The organism is Leucobacter sp. 1207-22, from assembly GCF_052850455.1.
Genome location: NZ_VXCR01000001.1, coordinates 697,148 through 714,339 on the forward strand (window position 1 = coordinate 697,148; position 17,192 = coordinate 714,339).

At 59.0% G+C, this 17,192-nt stretch carries 11 protein-coding genes; all 11 read right to left on the reverse strand.

Annotated elements, in window-relative coordinates:
- Positions 1 to 72: 72 nt before the first annotated feature.
- Positions 73 to 1,788 (reverse strand): DUF5684 domain-containing protein, encoded by a 1,716-nt coding sequence (locus tag FW756_RS03110; RefSeq protein ID WP_446428713.1) that lies wholly within the window; start codon positions 1,786 to 1,788, stop codon positions 73 to 75.
- 49 nt (positions 1,789 to 1,837) lie between these two features.
- Positions 1,838 to 2,386: a hypothetical protein gene (locus FW756_RS03115; protein ID WP_446428714.1), complete on the reverse strand. Its 549-nt coding sequence runs from the start codon at positions 2,384 to 2,386 to the stop codon at positions 1,838 to 1,840.
- Positions 2,383 to 3,231, reverse strand: coding sequence for a PP2C family protein-serine/threonine phosphatase (locus FW756_RS03120; RefSeq protein ID WP_446428715.1), 849 nt, complete (start codon positions 3,229 to 3,231; stop codon positions 2,383 to 2,385). The genes FW756_RS03115 and FW756_RS03120 overlap by 4 nt, the downstream gene beginning before the upstream one ends.
- A complete protein-coding gene (locus FW756_RS03125) occupies positions 3,231 to 5,711 on the reverse strand; it encodes a DUF3488 domain-containing protein (RefSeq protein ID WP_446428716.1) in 2,481 nt (826 codons plus the stop codon). The genes FW756_RS03120 and FW756_RS03125 overlap by 1 nt, the downstream gene beginning before the upstream one ends.
- A complete protein-coding gene (locus tag FW756_RS03130) occupies positions 5,708 to 6,892 on the reverse strand; it encodes a DUF58 domain-containing protein (protein WP_446428717.1) in 1,185 nt (394 codons plus the stop codon). The genes FW756_RS03125 and FW756_RS03130 overlap by 4 nt, the downstream gene beginning before the upstream one ends.
- A gap of 269 nt (positions 6,893 to 7,161) precedes the next feature.
- Complete coding sequence (locus tag FW756_RS03135) at positions 7,162 to 8,148, reverse strand: AAA family ATPase (protein WP_446428718.1); 987 nt, start codon at positions 8,146 to 8,148, stop codon at positions 7,162 to 7,164.
- 18 nt (positions 8,149 to 8,166) lie between these two features.
- Entirely contained in the window at positions 8,167 to 14,202 is a 6,036-nt protein-coding gene (locus tag FW756_RS03140; RefSeq protein ID WP_446428719.1) for an Ig-like domain-containing protein, read from the reverse strand.
- 3 nt (positions 14,203 to 14,205) lie between these two features.
- Positions 14,206 to 15,339, reverse strand: coding sequence for a serine/threonine-protein kinase (locus FW756_RS03145; RefSeq protein WP_446428742.1), 1,134 nt, complete (start codon positions 15,337 to 15,339; stop codon positions 14,206 to 14,208).
- A gap of 137 nt (positions 15,340 to 15,476) precedes the next feature.
- On the reverse strand, positions 15,477 to 16,166 hold the full coding sequence (gene rplA / locus FW756_RS03150; RefSeq protein WP_188023172.1) for a 50S ribosomal protein L1: 690 nt from the start codon (positions 16,164 to 16,166) through the stop codon (positions 15,477 to 15,479).
- A gap of 11 nt (positions 16,167 to 16,177) precedes the next feature.
- Positions 16,178 to 16,606 (reverse strand): 50S ribosomal protein L11, encoded by a 429-nt coding sequence (rplK, locus tag FW756_RS03155; RefSeq protein WP_188023173.1) that lies wholly within the window; start codon positions 16,604 to 16,606, stop codon positions 16,178 to 16,180.
- A 146-nt stretch (positions 16,607 to 16,752) separates the two neighbouring features.
- Positions 16,753 to 17,100, reverse strand: a complete 348-nt coding sequence (locus FW756_RS03160) for a hypothetical protein (protein ID WP_446428720.1) — start codon at positions 17,098 to 17,100, stop codon at positions 16,753 to 16,755.
- Positions 17,101 to 17,192: the final 92 nt, after the last annotated feature.

Genomic DNA, 17,192 nt, shown 5'->3' on the forward strand with positions numbered 1-17,192 from the left:
TGGGAGCTATTCCTCGATTGGCGACACACCCCAGCCGGCACCGTTGGCGGGGATCCAACATCAAAACTTGGATTAGTCGATCGGGATGAGTCGCACCTCGAGCGTGCCAAACATCATGCGCTCACTCGCAGGTACACGGGCACCTGGCGCGATCTCGGCCCATGCTCCGTCAGCATTTTGAGTGGCAACACCATTCGTCGAGTTGAGGTCGACGACGTGCCATTCAGTCTGTGTGCGCACCAATCGCACGTGCGACTTCGAGAGTGTACGGGTGGGATCCGCAACGATCATTGTCACTGACTCATCTGTTGGTGTTGGCTTTCGCCCAATGATGACGTCCTCACCGGGGATGACCAGTACCTCGTTGTTCGCAAGCACGAGACCCCAGCGGGGGCCACGCACGACTGCGATGGTGTGATCATCGTCATCATCGTCGGTCGAGAACAGTCGATTCGCTGCGGGTGCGACGGGAGGCGCGACCGTTTCTGGCAGGATCGGCCACACTGATGGGACCGCAGATGCTGCCTTCGCTGCAGGCTCTGGTGTTTGTGCAGGAGCTGGAGCGGGAGGTGCTGCCGGTGATGCCGGTGCAGGCTCAGCCGGTGGCACGATGCCAGCAGGAGGTGTCGTCACAACCTTGGGCGGCACTGGCGCTGAACTCTGCGCTGACGCAGCAGTCTGCGGGGCGGCTGGAGTTTGTGTGATTGGCATCGGTGCTGGTGCTTCCTGCGTCGGAGCGACGGGAGGCGTCTGCACTGCTGCCGAATCAACTGTGGCCGGTGGCACGGCGGCTGCAGCAGGCTGTGCAGGAGCAACCGGCTGAGCAGGAGCAACCGGCTTCGGCCTCACCGGTGTTGCAAAGTCTGGTTCCGGCCACATGAATGGCCGAGGCGGAGCGGTCGGTTCGAGAGGAGTCGAAGGGGCCGCTTTGGCTCCCTCTTCAGCAAGTTGATGGAAGGCTTCCTCAGTTGTGCGACTGAATCCCCAGTCCTCGTTCTGTGGGGCCTCCTCCGGAACCGCGGCCCAAGGTTCTTCGGGCGGATTCTGCCGCGCAACCGAGACGGCTGGCGCAGAAGGGGCGACAGGCGCTGCAGGCTGGACAGGTGCAGCAGTGGCCGCAGGCGTTACCTGCTGCGGCGGCACCGGTGCGGCCTGACGCCTCGCGGGCGGGGCAGCAGGTGCTGCAGGAGCCGCAGGAGCGACAGGCGCTGCAGGAGCGACAGGCGCTGCAGGAGCCGCGGTAGGCCGCACTGGAGCTACCTGGGCAGCACGAGCAGCAACAGGGGCTGGAGAGGCTGGACGCGACACCGCGGTGGCAGTCGCCTTCACTGGAATCTGGCCGTTAGCGCTTGGGCGAGCGGCAGCACTGCTGCCAAGTGCTGACTGCTCAATGTGAGCCGCAAACACCATTGCCCAGACGGGAGGCAGGAAGATTGCAAACCAAATGTACGCAGTCTTCGCACCAAATTCTTTATGCAGGCGGTGAATCGCCATGAACAAGAAGACCAATGGCACAATGCTCACGCCAGGAATAATCACAAGCGCCATGATCCAGCCGGGGAAGCCTCCGCGAGAGATCAGGCGTACTTGGTTCCAAACCGGAATCCAACCCTGGCCTGCTGGCAGCCCCAACAGTGGGAACAAACGGCTGAGTGACCAGAGGTACCACACAAAGAACGCGAGTCCCACGAGCGACCAGATCACCGAAATCACGACGAATGCCATCGAAATCGTTGCGACGGGGTCTGGTTGGCCAACCTCAATCGGCAGCACCATCGGTACGTTCATGTCGAACCTCACGCCCCTTATCCACTGTGTCAGTTTCCAGTGATGTCGATTATCCCATTACGACACGCGCAATAGCGACGATCCCGCTCACACTTGCGACAATCACGGCCACAAAAGTGAGGATCGTCACGACTCTGCCGCGCAGTGTGCGGCTCGCGATTGAGACCAGCTTGCTCCGGTCGACAGGTTCTGTCTGGGATCCGGGATCCGCCCCCACTGTCGAAGGCGCAGGGGGAACCCGACGGAGCGTCGGCGCACCGGTAAGGCCTTCAGCACTGACGAGGTCGCCAGTACGCACCCCATAAACAACCGGCAGAACGTTCGCCTGATATTTTCCAGGATCAGACTCCTGGCTGGCCAAAGCTTCCTCGGCAAGCACCGAGGGCGACGGTTCCCATGGCTTACGCTCAGCCGGTAGCGTGCGGTCCCGGGTGCGGGTGCGGTCCCGCACCCGGGTGCGTGTTCCAGTGTGGAGATCGGTGTGCGGATCGGGTCTTCCGTGAGCTGCCGCTCGACTTGGCGTGGGAAGCGATCGCGGGCTCACGACCGTCAAGTCGTCTGCGTCGCTCTCCAGGCTATGAGGCGGCGGAGTCGTCATCGTTGTTCCTCTGCTCGGAAGCGATCAGCGGGAGCAACGCGAACCGTGTGATCCTGTTCAGCAGTGTTGTCTTCTGTGTCATCGCCGAGGTCAAGAAAGTCATTCGTCTCAGGCGGGGCAACTGGGGCCAGATCTAGTGCGAGAGTATCAACGATGATCGCCGTAATGTTGTCCCGCCCGCCACGTTCACACGCGAGCGAAATCAACTGTGACACGAGCACATCTGGCTCCTGGCTCGTTGACAGTGCCTCCGCAATCTCAATGTCTTGTAGCTCGGTGGTGAGCCCGTCGGAACACACCAGCAAACGAGAACCCACTTGCAACGGAATGAGCCACGCATCGTGCCGGCTGTCCTCCGAACCGAGTGCACGGGTGATGACATTGCGCGGGGTGAGATTCGCCTGCGGGCTTCCCTGCGCAAGGAGCTCATGCCGCAACGAATGATCACGAGTAATCTGGCGAAGTTCACCGTCAAGATACTCGTACACACGCGAATCGCCAATGTTGAGTACGTGCCATTGTGGAACACCAGTGTGCATAATGCGCACAACACCAGTGAGTGTGCAGCCACCGCCTCGTTGAGTAGTTGCCGCAACTTCGAGTACTGCGAGACGTGCCTTCTGCAAGGCCTCGTCAATTTCGAGATACGTCAGGTCGTTCCTACCAACAAGCGTGTCAAAAGCGGCAACGGCCGCGGCACTCGCGCGATCGCCTGCCTCATGACCGCCCATGCCATCGGCAACGACGTACACAGGGTCAGCGGCAAGAAAGGCATCTTCATTGACCGTGCGGCGCATGCCTGGATGTGTCTGGGCACCGTACTCCAACCGAATCGCTGCAGCCATCACCCTGCCTTTCTCTGAGAGCTACGTCGAGCTGCCGGGCCGTTCACGCCGAACGGCCACAGCGAGTGCAACGCAAACGCTTCCTTGAGCCTTTCACGCTTCGAAAGATTTTCTCGTCTTTCTTCAGTGTGGGTTTCAACAGCCTTCCAGATCCAGTCCGCAGTTTCGCTGTCGATACCAGCCGATGAAAACACCGCCCGGTCCACCTGTGACGCTGCCCAGATAACGGCGGGATGACCGATCTCAGCGGCAATTCGGGGCCGGGTGTGACGCTCATCAATATCGAAGCCAGCGTCTCGCTCACGATCAACGAGTTCAGCCCAGGCACCGAGTGCGCGAAGCTCAGGCACAGCCTCAGCTCTTCGCTTGCGCGCTCTGAATCGCTTCGCGAAGGGCAGGAACAGGACGGGCACAGCAATACACGCGAGTCCACCTGCAAATAGCCCAATGCCTTGAACTATCGGCCACAGCCAAGAGTTTGAGGCTTCCTCTGTTCGGGAATCATCAGATTCATTCTGATCCGTTGTTCCGATCGGCGGATCTACCTCGTGCGCGTCACGTTGTTCAGCGGCAGTTGGAAATTCTGGGAGTTGCTCGCCTTGTTCGATGAGTTGCGGGAGCATCGAGAGCTGGGGTGTCACGTCGATCACAGCCCAATTTCCGTCAGCGCCCCGCACCTCGATCCAGGCGGCAAGATTCTCGCCAGTGCACTGTCCCTCGCACGCAGGGACGCCCTGCACGTCAGACTCATTCAGACGCACCCCAACGACCACCCGTGATTCATATCCGAGTGCACGTGCAATGAGGGCTGCTGCTGCGGCAAACTGCTCATCGTCGCCTACACCAGCGACGAGCGCAGCAGGATCAGCGTTCTCGCCTGCCGCAATCTCTTGCGAGTTCAATTCTGCGAACAGCGACTCAACACGTGTTTGAGAGTGACCGCCAAGGCTCGGTTTGAAACTCGTTCCATATGACTCAGACAAACGCGTGAGCCACTTCGCAGGAACACCATCTGCGCCGGACTCGCTTGGCGAGACAGAATGGCTGAGATACCCACGTGCTCGTAATCGCTCAATGAGCTCGGTGAGTCCTTCACCTGTCGCACTCTGGTTCTGACGTTTCAGCCATGCGTCAAGCTCTGGCATCGTCTCAAGATCCACAAGTGACGAGCGCTGGGCGGGCAACTTCGAGACATCCGTGTTACTTGTGCGTTGCATGTGTGAGGTAAACCCGTCACCACCTTGCAGCCCACTACCGTCGGGCACCACGATTGCAGTGCCTGTGTTTTGATTCACATACAGCGCGTCAGCAAGATCCGCACGCCTAGCCCCGGTGAACGAAGGTGGTTCGCTCAGCCCGGCAGTCGGCAGCCAAATGGCCGTATATGCATCATCAATTCGCACCCGCACTACCGGATCGTCTGCGTTCGCCTTACCGCTCGGGAGTCGAGCGAATCGGCCGGCTTCACCGGAACCAACATGGAAGTCGACACCGTGATATTCATCGAGCACCGCGATACGAAGTCGATCTGGAAGCGCGCCATCAGCGGAAGCGGACTCGACTGAAAACAGCGGTGCATCAATCGCCTCGTCCTGTTTTGCAGCTCGATATGTCGAGAGGGGGCTCGATTGCTTACGTACGACGATTTCCGGGGCTACGGCATCACGCGGAACTGCGCGAGCACCAGCGTCAACCGTCTGCACGGCCACGGCAGCGATACCAAACGCGAGAATCACAGTCACCGCGCCAAAGAACAGGCGCCCGCCACGGCCAGCTAACAATCTGCTTGAACTCGTGCGCGTGACCGAGTCTGCGGCCTGCTGACGCCCGAGACGAAGAGCTGCTCGACGTTCAGCACCGGTCACCCAGAGGATCCACAATGCAGATGCAACTGCCCCAAGGACCCACAAGCTGATCTCGCGAGGCGCAACGAGAGTCATCATGCCAAGATCTACAGGAGCGCTGACGGCCGAGCTTCCAAACACAGTTCCGAACGCGAGTGGCATGAGCATCGGGACCACCGCGAACCCAGCCAGTCGCGGGCGCATGAAGCCGATCCGCATTACCGCGAGCATGCTCACGAAGAACACAACATATGCCGGAACAAGCACGGATTGATATGACCCAACGGGGAGCGAAAGTGTCAGCAGCTGTTTCCAGCCAAGCACGATCGCACTAAGCCCATCAACCAATCCCGCGAGAAGCCCTTGCGTAAATGACTGTGGTCGCGCGACAGGAACCAAAGTCACCACGAAGGTAACCACCGCGAGCGCGAGGTATACAGGCGTGCGCAGGCCGAATCGCTCCCGCACAAGTCCGAGGATTCCCGCGAACACGAATGCGCTCAACGCGACGATGCCAAGCCAAGACGTCTCGTAAATCGGCCATGCACTTGCTACTCCGAGCGAGAGCCCAATCGCCCCTGCTACACACACAGGAGGGGATTTACGCCACACCTTGCGTCCGTCTGAACGGTTCATCGCAGGCTCCTCACGAGGAGTTGTGGCAAGTCTTCAAGCGCGCCAGCTGTGAACAGTGACACTGCCCCGAGACGTTGCATGCGCGGATCGGCATGCATGTCCGCACGAATAGCAAGTACGTGTACGTCGCCCGCAAATGTTATCGCAGCCCGACGCAACCGTTCGAAGCTCACGTGTGATCCTGTAACGATCATGACAACCGATAGGTCACGCAGTGAATGTGCGAGCGTGTTGGCGAGCACCTCAATCGGTTGTGCTTCAGGCATCGGTTGTAAGGCAGACCAAGCGTTCATCAGCTGCACTGCCTCACGCGAAGGGATCTCTTCAAGGCCGTCGATCCGCGCTCGACGTCCGTTCGGCACCCAGCCGCTCGCGACGAAACGATCGCGTCCCTCACGCACCGCTTGCAGCGAGAGTGACGCAGCGAGCCCTACACCCAATTCGAATTCTTCATCATTGGCGTACTCATCACGGATCGCATCGAACAGCACCGCCACCCGAGCAGTCTGAGTTTCTTCATACTGTCGCACCATCGTTTTACCGGTGCGTGCCGTTGATTTCCAGTGGATATGTCGGATTGAGTCACCGGGCACGTACTCGCGGACGGCATAGAACGAGAGGTCTGAGTCAACAATTCGGCGACTAGCGATGCCTTCGATGTCTCTCACCATTCCAGATGAGCTCGTTGGAAGCTGCACGGTTGGCGGATGTACGTGGACGAGTTTCCGATCTTCCCAGGTGACCTCGCGCCGGAGCAGGGACAACGGATCTCGGCGTGCGATAGTCAACGGGCCAACCGGGATCACCCCTCGCTGTACTGTCGGCACCGAAGTCGGGAGCAATTTCTCTTGCCGAGGTGTGAGGAATGGGATTGCGAGCTCACGCAGCGCAGGTCCGACCGGAAGCTCTGCGAGCGCGGGAAATGCCGGTCGCGCACTGTTGTTATGCACCTTGATGCCAATTTCGATGGCGCCTCCTGCCACAACATGGTCTCTATCCAAGTTGATGGCGACCTCATACGTGCGGCTGCCGATAAGAAACGGGCCTGCGATGAGCAGAAGAATTATGCCGACGAGGGAAACGTACCAAGCCTCTACCCAACCATATGCGGATCCAAGAATGAGGCCGACAACGGTCACACCAATGACGAACCACCCCAACGGAGTAACTGCGTGAAGCATTGCCTGAGCCCAGGTGACAAGCGTCTCCTTCGCATCACGAGCCCATCGTTTGGCACGTGTTCTCCGGCTGAGCGCTGCTGGTGCGGAATTGGGACCTGTCCCATTGTTGCTTCCGCCACGAGTCCGAGTGCGGGTTCGTGTTCTCGTACGCGTACCAGTTCGGTTCCCCGTCTGTGTTTCCTCCCGGTGGGGTCTTCTACGCAAGCGCGAGTCCGCCTCAGACACGGTGGATACCGCTACCTGATCCGGAGAGACGAATGGGTCGGGGGTCACGCGGTGCCGTTCTCCTGCGGAACGCGTGTCTCAAGCAGCACCTGGCCGACAACTGCTTCTGGGGTCACTCCTTCAAATTCTGCCTCAGGCTCAAGTACCAGTCGATGTGCAAGCACCGGGACTGCGAGTTCCCGAATGTCCTCCGCGACCACATAATTTCGGCCATCGCGCAAGGCCCAAGCACTCGCTAGTCGTACGAGCGCCAACGCTCCGCGCACGCTGGCTCCCAATCTGACCTCGGGTGATCGACGCGTTGCTTCAACGATTCGCGTCACGTACTCGGTCAGCAGCGGACTGACGCGTACGAGCTTGGCAAACTGTTGAAGCTGAACGAGCGATCCAAGGCTCAACACCTCGGGTACCTCGGCTGGCACGACGCGCTCCAAGATTCGACGCATCGCAACCTCATCTGGGTATCCGATCGATGTCTTGAGCATGAAGCGATCAAGCTGCGCTTCTGGAAGTCGGTATGTTCCTGCCTGTTCAACTGGGTTCTGTGTCGCAATCACCATGAAAGGCGCAGGAACCTCGTGCGTCTTACCGTCTGCGGTGACCTGGTGTTCTTCCATTACCTCGAGCAACGCTGACTGCGTTTTTGGGCTCGCACGGTTGATTTCATCGGCAAGGAGCACGTTGGTGAAGACCGGCCCCTTGTGGAACTCAAACAGATGCTCGCGCTCGTGATAGACCGTCGTGCCGGTGACATCTGAGGGCAACAGGTCAGGTGTGAATTGGATACGGGAGGACTGTCCTTGTACCGCCTTCGCAAGCGAGCGCGCGAGCGCGGTCTTTCCCGTTCCAGGCACGTCCTCAAGAAGTACATGTCCTTCGGCAATCATGGTGGTGAGCACGAGCTCAATAACACGGCGTTTGCCGTGGATTGCTTGTTCCATTGCCGTCGCAACAGTACCAACCGCATCCCTTGCCCACTGGGCGCGCTCATCGGTGAGGGGGCCAACGTTCTTCAGATCTGTTGCGCTCATGATTCTCGCTCTTTCATCTCACTGATTGACCTGGTGACCCGGTGTCGGATCTGGAATGCTGGCCGTTGGTGATTGTATTGAGCACATCACTCCTGTGAATGTCGCGCTACCGTACTGTCCACCTGGCCAAGACATTTCTACGTTTTGTGTATTTGGAATCTGAGTGAATACCGGCTCAGCGCCCGGAGTTCCCGCAAGCGTGAAAGCACCTCCGAGACCGAGCTCGCTTTCAGTGGTCACGCACGTTCCGGTAAACGAAACCTCGAACGGTGTTTTTCCACCTGCTGGAGTCACACCCAGCGGGTCTGAACACCGATCAACGCTTTCCTTGCGAAAGCACTGCTTCACAGTTGTCTCGGTCACGCTTGAATTCAACGATTCAAGCGGTGTAGACCATTCAAGCACCGCGCCTTCAATCTTGCCGTTTAGCTCAGGCTGTGTCGCACCGTATGTGACGACTCCGTCAATGTCGAGCCCACCTGGGCGGACATTCGGTGTGGAGTTCACCTGGTACTGACCACCAGTGAGTGCAGGGACCGCTCCACTCGTGAAAATCCAACCTGCCTGAGCCTTCACCTTTCCGTATGGGGACGCTGCGCACACCGCACCGGCGTAGTAAGAGAAGGCATTCAATCCTTCACCGCTTTCTGATGCGCCAGTGCACTGGGCATCGCCACGTCCGGGCGTAAGCCCATAGGTCAATGCGATATTTCCCCTACCCGTTGCCTTGGTAGTGAACACGTATCCGGTGTCACCCTTGCTGGCCAGCTTCGCAGAAAGGGCTGGCGCACCGATAACCTCTGCTTCAATACGGTTCTGCTGGCTTTCGTTGCCCCCTGCGTAAGCTGGAGGCAACGCGGAAGCAGGGTCAACCGCCATCACCGCGACCGTCTGCACTCCTGCTGTTGCTTCGTAGACACCGCTTGCATTTAGCGGAGTCTCCACGCCACCGATCCAGAGCTTTCGCTCCGCATCGCCTGCGTCACCAATCGTGATCCGTAAGCGCCCACGGCTCTGGCTTTCATTTTCTGGCCAGCCGGTTGCTGAGGCAGAGACTGATGGCGCTTCAGGAGCAACGTACGCCCAGGTCTCTACCCCATTCGCCGTCGGCTGTGATTGGCCAACTCCGTTGACAGAACGAGCCGTGTAAGTGTGTTTATCACCTGGTCGGAGGCCACTATGCGTACACGTTGCGACGTTGTTCTCCGACAACCTGCAGTCTCCAACTCGAGCGCCGTCTGCAAAGAGGTCCACACCAGTGACTGCTGGGTGTGCAGCTTGCTGACTGAGCGTTACGGCCAGGGTGACGCTGTCTCTGCCAGCCGCAGTAGGCACAACTGAGACTGGTGCACGTGGGACGCCTCGTGCGTCCAGTTCTACCGTGCCCGTACCAACTCGTTTTTGGGCGTCACGCACGGTGAAGGTTGCAGTGCACTTTCCGCCCGAACCGTCAGACCCGTTTGGCCATGTGACTACAACGCGGTCTCCCTCGACGGCAAACCCTGCGACTGCACATTCACCTCCGGCAACGGAAACAAGCTCGAGCCCGCCGCCCTTCTTCCCTTGGAACGGGTCGTGGTTCCCCGGGAGTTCCGTTACGGGAGTCGCACACTGAGATCCGACTACACAACTCAGCGCGGCAGACCCGCCGACCGGAGCGTCCTTCGAAGCAACGCCCACCCGAAGGTTCAATATGGACTGACTTTCACCTGCACCTGTCACAGTGACATTAAGGGCTCGTTCAGTACCGGGCACCGCGTCTGCAGGTGCCAGAACCGAGAGACTGCTGCCGCTTTGTGAGATCTCAAACTGCCCGTCGTCACCGTTTAACGTGAAACGTAGGCTGGACAGCTTGCCCGTCCGATTCCCTTCCCAGCGCACCATATCCGTCAGATTGATGCTCTCGGTCGTGCCAGGGCTAATCGACCGGCTCAATGGCTCAAGTGTCGCAACAGGTTCGTTCGGCACGATCGCGATGGGAACCGCGAGTTCTGTCCATTGTGTTTGCTCTGCAAGCTTCACTCGAATGACACAGCTATCAGTCCACGGACCGTTCTTACCCGCCTGGTACACAATTCCAGCCCCATCACTGGTGCAGGATGCCTGTGACCGTTGCACGGGAAGCTTACCCGCCGACATCTCAACGACGTCTCCTCTGCCGAGATCGACCATGCTCTCGAGCGAGGCCGTCGCGCTCTTGCCTTCTTTCACTGACAGCGGAGACAATCCTGGCTTGAGGGTTAGCCTGAGGTCATCTAGTGGCGGAATCACCAGGAACCCAAAAGCCTCAACCTCTGCACCATTCGCGTCGAGGCCACTCAGTTTGAACGGTACGAGGTCGCCCGATGCACGATACTCACCTGAGATCCGCTTTCCTGTTGCGGTAAAGCGTGAGGCAGACTTCCCCCAGACTGAAAGCTTGAGCGTATTGACGTCGCCGCCAGACCAGAACACGCGATCGCTGACGACGTCGACACCATTATTCGAAAGATCAACGCGGTCACGGGTGGTGAGGAGAGTGTCTCGCACAGTCGGCGCCATCTGTCCAATGCGCTCTGAGGTCTGCACCACGATCAAGCCGTCAGCTGTGCTCTTTGTCTCAGACGACTGCACGCGATACCGATACGACACCGTTCCAAGCTCGCCCGCAGAGACGGCAATCCGGCCTTTCTTCATCTCAGAAAGGTCGATGCGTTCCATCAGATCTGCGTATACCGGCGAATCCTTGCCGCCAGGGACGTTAGGAGCCACCTCAAGAATTCGGAGTTTTCCGCCAGCCGGGTCAACATCGTTGTCAAGTGGTCGAACGACGACAGGCTCTGAGGTGTTTCGCTGCACTCGCACATGATCGGTATATGCAACAGGAATGCTCGGTGCTGCGGTCGCGGTCACCACTACCCGCAACAGCCCGGTGGCCTCACCTCCGTTACCGTCGCGCACGAGATACGAGAGTTCGTGAGTCCCGGGTGTCGCTTGCGCAGATGCCTGCACATCGATTGAGGCAGACCGAGGCGCAATTGACGCGGTGATCTGTGCGTCGCCGCTGTTGCTCACGCTGACGAGTCGAACCCGATCCCCATCTGGGTCCACACCTGACAACGGCACCCTCACCGTGTTCTTCTCCCCAGCAGCAAGTCGCACAGTCAGTGCCGTTGGTTGGGGGTCTCTATTGCCCTCAGCAGGCTTCACGGTTACTCGAACGGTTCCCGTGTCGCTTGATTCAGGTGTGCTTGACCCGTAGGTCGTGTAGGTCAGCGTGTACTCGCCTGGCACCTTTGGGGCAAGATATCGAAGCGTATTTCCTGAAGCGAATGCGAGTTCTCCCTTCGCTCCACTTCCTGTGACCTGTGGATGCAGCACGAGACGTTCACCCGCCGGCGCTAGGTCGTTGTCCAGCACACCGATATCAACGACGGACCCGGCTCGCACGGTCGCTGTGTCAGCAACCGCAATCGCACTCGAACTGATGCCATCAGGTACCTGGAAAACGGTCAGTTGCCCCGTCGCAGTCGTGCCGCCCTCAGACACGAAGACCTGCGCTGAGCCGATGCGTCCTGGTCCACCGTCAGCAGTCGTACCAGAGACACGAATACGAGCGTGTTCGAGTACGTCTGCAGTGAGCTCACCGTCCGCAATCTGCACATCTGTCACGACCAGCCCTCGATGGTTGGCTCCTGGAAGAGCTTCTAACACGTCCACCGTCGCGTCAGAAAGTGGCTGCACGAAAGCGCGCAGGGGCGGTACAGCGAGTTTTGGACGCGAGGCAACGGCGGTGACCCGCACAACACCGCTCGTCTCGCTACCAGTGATACTGTCACGAATCGTGACGGTGAGAAGTGTCTCACCCTCTTCTGTAGCGGTCACATCAATAGCACCGGCGCCCACGTTCGTCGTTGCGGTAGCCTCACCGCTCGTGACTACGGCGTCGAGCAGTACGTAGGCCCCAGATCCACCGGTCACCCGCGAAAGCGGCCGTACTGTTGCTGGCTCATTGGTGGCAACAGTTACCGCCATAGATTCCATCGTTGGCTGAGCGTCACCTCGCACTCGAATCCACATTTCGCGGCTGGCAGACGCACCGCGTGAATCGGCAACGTTGATTTTCACTGCAATGTCTTCGTCAGCTGCATTGGGGTCGTCATGGCGGAAGGCCAGTCGTCCGTCTGCAGAAACAAGCACTCGTGCCGCAACGGTGGGATCAACAAGTTCTGCGCGTTGCAGCACCATCGGGTCACCCTCAGGGTCAACGTACCCCTCAAGAATAGGGAGTACGAGGGTGCCCCCTGGCGCAACTTCTGGGTTTGGCCATTCACGCTGACAAGACTCAACCGCGCACCATTCAGGTGCGGTGTTGATCTCTTTTGCCTTAACGGTCAGTGTCACCGTCGCTGGTTCTGACACATATACGCCATCGGTAATGCGGTAAGTAAACTTCGCAGAACCTGTTGCTCCTGGTGCAACACGCACGGTCAACAGTTGCGAGTTTGAAAGGAGTTCAACTGTCCCAAAATCTCCGAGATCCGCATCTGTGACGCTTGCCGGGACGATAGTAAGAACATCTTTGCGATTTGGGTCGTAGTCATTGAGTAGCACTGGCAAGAGCGCCTGCTCTCCGGCACGTACGCCGAATGAATCGTCGACTGCGACTGGCGGTTCAGGGTCCGTTGCGTCGTTGACAACAACTGCGCCGTCCTCTTGTTTCGGTGGTTCGGAGAGCGACCATTGCTCCACCGGAATCAGTTTGCCTGCAGGTACGGTCCACATCATGCCGGTCTGCGTTTCGGCAAGCAACGCTCGTGTCCCATTGCTTTGCAGTACTGGCGTGACGATGCCTTGCAGTGCCACTGCGCTATCTAACGCAAGTGTTCGGAGATCCGCGCCCTCCTCCCACAGAGAGGCGCTGTCTCCCCCGATCCACGCAGCGTAGCGCTTGGAACCGATATCTATTGGTCTGGCTGGCGTGCCCTTACCCGCTGCCTCTTCTCGCTGAATTTTCCCGTCTGCGGAGACCCGGATGAGTCCTTGCTCATCCGCAATCAACATATCGCTTCCCGATTCAGCAACCGATGACTGCTGCAGATGGCTCAGGCCCTTCGCAGGGACTTCCATCCCATTCGGATCGAATGAACTCCACAGAGCGCCAGTCGCCGGCGCATACAACGCCCATTCCTCGCCGAAGAGAGCCATCTCGAGGCCTTCTTCAGGCACGTCGTCGGGCAAGGTGAACACAGTCTTCGTGAACCTATTCTGCAGCGCATCATAAATTCTGACTTCTGCGGTTTCCGCGGAGTACAGTCCAACAATGCCGTCGCTATTGAGCGCTGCGGCTGAGGTGGTGAAGACACGCTGGTTCTCGGATGTCGCAGCGGCGGCAGCGGCATCGTCAGCCTCAGTTCCATTCTCACCGGAGCCGACATCGTTCGATGCCGCAAATGGGTCGAGAAGGATCTCACCAGCGACTGCCGTTGTTCCAGCTGGGCCCGTCGGGCCACCGCTCAATGTACCGAGGAACGCCTTACCCTCATCCGTTCTAAACAAGACGTAATCGCCGGCGACGAGAGATTCTCTGGTCCCTGGAGGCACTGAAATCTCGCCGTTTACTACATCTTGTGTAGCCGTCGGTTCTGCCTCAGTTTCTGTGGCTGGATTGTCGCTCACTGTTCGAGCTTCTTCAGCCGTGTTTTCTCCACTGGCCGGCATGTCCTGTGCGCGGAGGTCGACTGGCGCAGAAGGGTTGACTCCCCATGCCCGAGAGCCACCGTTTGTAAGAACTACAGTTCGCGAACCAGACTGCAGCACCCCTGATGCAGACTCTGCGATCCGCACAGTGTCAATTTCGGCGGTTTCGGTGTTCACGCGCGCATACTGCCCGCTGCTACGCATCGCCCATACCGTTGGGTCCTCACGCGAAGCTTCACGCGCGTCAAAGCCTTGCGACACAATAGCCACGGTAACTGCGAGTGCCAAGACGGTGATGACACACACCCAGTTCAGGACTGAACGTCGACGTCTTCTCTGCACTGGAGTCTTCTTTGAAGAGCCTGCCTCAGCCATCGCTTAAATGAATCCCTGAGCAGCAAGCATGAGCGCTAAACCGAATGCGACGACTGCGCCTGCCCCCGCGCCGGCGAATACCAATGTGCGCGGCTTCCAGCCAGCATCTCGGGGTCGCTCGTCGCGTCGACGAACACGTGTCACACCTGCTCGGGGCGAACCGGTGTGTGCGGATCTCAGCTCTTCCCTGCGATCCGCCCGCGTTTTCGTGCGCACGGAAGCAAGTCGTGCTGGCGTTGCACCTGAGGGCTCAGGTGGCGCGCCAAAATCAACGACGTCCATCGTTGTTGGCTCGAAGCCGTACGCACGCTGCAGTGCCCGGAGCGATTCCCCGAACTCAAGCATCGACGCATATCTGTCACGCGGATCGCGAGCCAACGCACGTTGAATTACCCTGTCAAATGGCTCATACCCTTGTGCACCCTGGACAGGGACGTAGTGTGCGCGCTGAATGCGGTCACGCAGCTTGGTACTGGTATTTTGGTCCGGATCTGGCGATGCGAACGGCGGGTGCCCGGCCGCGATTCCGTACAGTGTCGCGCCTAGCGACCAAACCTCACTCGCTACTGTGCCGCTCGTCTGCAGCGTCAACACCTCAGGTGCTGCCCACTGTGGCGACATTGCAAGCTCCGTCCGCTCTCCTCGCATGCTCCCCTGGAGCGACGCGATGCCGAAGTCTGTGAGCAACGGACGATCAGCGTGGCCGAGCAGAACGTTTGCAGGCTTAATGTCCCTGTGCAGCACGCCGGAACGATGCGCTGATTCCAATGCACCGGCGATCCGCACCCCTGCGTCAAGCACTCGGTCGAGCGTCATCGGAGCCCCCTTCGCAGCGCTACGGAATGAGCCGGGACAATACTCCATCGCAATATATGGCCGACCGTCAGCTGCGACACTCGCCGAATATATCGTGACGATAGAAGGATGGTTCGAGAGCAGCCCCATCACGTTTGCCTCGGCCTCGAACATCGAACGATCTTGCTGGGCTTCCAGTGAGGTGTCCAATACCTTCACAGCGACTGAGCGCCGAGGAAGGTTCTGTTCATACCGGAAGACCTGCGCGTACCCACCAGTCCCGAGCAGCCCGATGACCGAGTAGCCAGTCAGCTGGGGTGCGTGCGCCTGTAGCCTCGTCATCACGCTCCCATCGTGGAATTGGTGGATCGGCGCATCGGCCGAAGCTGGCTTGAAGTAGCCAAACATAAGTCTATATATACCGAACAGGGCCTCCCCGCACCAGTGATGCGAGGAGGCCCTGTGTACAACCGTTCGGTTTAGAGACCCGAAACGTCGAGGGGGATGCCAGGACCGAAGGTGGTCGAGACAGCGCCCTTGATGACGTACTTGCCCTTCGACGACGAAGGCTTCAGACGCGAGATTTCCTCGAGTACCGAAGTGATGTTCTCGTCGAGCTGCTCAGCGGTGAACGACGCCTTGCCCACGATGAAGTGAACGTTAGCGTGCTTGTCAACGCGGAACTCGATCTTGCCGCCCTTGATGTCCTCAACAGCCTTAGCGGTGTTGGGGGTCACGGTGCCGGTCTTCGGGTTCGGCATGAGGCCACGGGGACCCAGTACCTTACCGAGACGACCAACCTTACCCATGAGCTCGGGGGTCGAGACTGCTGCATCAAACGAGGTGTAGCCGCCGGCTACCTTCTCGATGAGTTCGTCGCCGCCGACCTCATCAGCGCCAGCAGCGATTGCTGCCTCTGCTGCTGCACCGGTTGCGAACACGATGACGCGTGCGGTCTTACCCGTGCCGTGGGGCAGGTTAACCGTGCCGCGGACCATCTGGTCAGCCTTGCGGGGGTCCACGCCAAGCTTCAACGCAACCTCAACGGTCGAGTTGGTCTTTGCGGAACCGGTCTCCTTAGCGAGAGCAACTGCCTCGCTGGGAGCGTAGAACTTGTCTGCCTGAATCTTGGCAGCTGCGGCGCGGTACGCCTTAGACTTCTGAGCCATTGCGATACCCCTTACTCGACCGTGATGCCCATGGAGCGAGCGGTGCCCGCGATGATCTTCGATGCAGCATCGAGATCGTTGGCGTTCAGATCAGCCTTCTTCTGCTCAGCGATCTGACGAACCTGCTCAGCGGTAACCTTTGCAACCTTAACGGTGTGCGGGGTACCCGAACCCTTCTGAACGCCAGCGGCCTTCTTCAGGAGTTCAGCTGCCGGAGGAGTCTTGAGGACGAACGTGAACGAACGATCCTCGTAAACGGTGATCTCAACGGGAACAATGTTGCCGCGCTGTGATTCCGTCGCAGCGTTGTACGCCTTGCAGAACTCCATGATGTTGACGCCATGCTGACCCAGAGCAGGACCCACGGGGGGTGCCGGGTTGGCAGCGCCGGCGGGGATCTGAAGCTTGATCAGACCCGTAACCTTCTTTGCCTTAGCCATGATTTTTCCTTTCTTCGAACACGTACTTACGCACGAGCTCTCCCGCTCTCCCAGCCATTCCGGAAGGCGGTGTCATTCACGTCGCCCATGACAGCAGACGTAAACTCGTCTAGTTTACCTCAATTACGGAGATACCGCGAATGAGATTAGGCCGTGAAGCCCGACGCGAGAAGGTACTGGTCAATTTGCCGAGATAGCTGCTCCGAGGTGAGTCCGGATCGCGCGCCAAGTTCAGCGTCGATCTCAGAGGCAATACGACCAACCGCAAGTAACGCAGTCGCCGGAGAGTTTCCGGGAAGAGAGAGAAAGCGGCTAATCTGCTCGTCGAGAGCCAGCATCGCCGCAGCGCGATCCACACTCCCATCAGGGGTCGTGAACGCATGATGCATTGCACTGTACAGTCCTCGCGATGCAAGTCGTATTCCGCGCACGTGTTCCATTGCGCGAATCTGGTTATCGTCATCAGCACCTGCAGAACGCTCCGCTTCAGTCATACATCTACGATACGGCTTTATACCGCGCAAAAACGGTCGTGAGTAGTCGCCTTGGGCGAGTATCGCAGGCAGTGGCCCATCCCGCTCTGGCT